We start from the raw sequence: 418 nt of genomic DNA on the forward strand, positions 1-418 counted from the left end.
GCCCCCCGCAGGGCGGTGGCCCGGCCGGTGGCGGCGGCCCGAACGGGGGCGGACCAAGCGCCGGCGGGCCGCAGGGCGGCTACGGCGGTGGTGACGGCGTCGACCACTGTGAACCCGGGTCGGCCGGGCATTCGGCGGCGGGTGACGGCGCTGGCCCGCAGGGACGCACCGACGGCCCGGACGGCACCGACGGCTGGCCGCAGCGCCAGCCGGGCGACCGGGGTGACGACGACAGCTGGCCGCAGCACCAGCCGGGCGGCGACGGCCAGAACGCGCGCCCGCGCGGCGGCCGGCAGTCGGCGACCGGTGCCGACGACCCGACCGGCGGCGGGGAGTCCCAACCGGTGGCCGTACCCCGGGGTGGGTTGAAGGCGCGGGTGCTCACCGCGCCCGGCGTGGGTGACGGGGTGCCGGGCCG

1 protein-coding gene is annotated in these 418 nt (G+C 81.3%); it reads right to left on the bottom strand.

Annotated elements, in window-relative coordinates; translation table 11 throughout:
* Nucleotides 1–341 (bottom strand): hypothetical protein (locus GUI43_RS34170; RefSeq protein WP_211326808.1); only part of this gene is annotated, 341 nt, incomplete at its 3' end.
* Between the last annotated feature and the right edge of the window lie 77 nt (nucleotides 342–418).

Origin of the sequence: Micromonospora noduli (genome assembly GCF_003264365.1) — a bacterium.
Lineage (GTDB): Bacteria > Actinomycetota > Actinomycetes > Mycobacteriales > Micromonosporaceae > Micromonospora > Micromonospora noduli.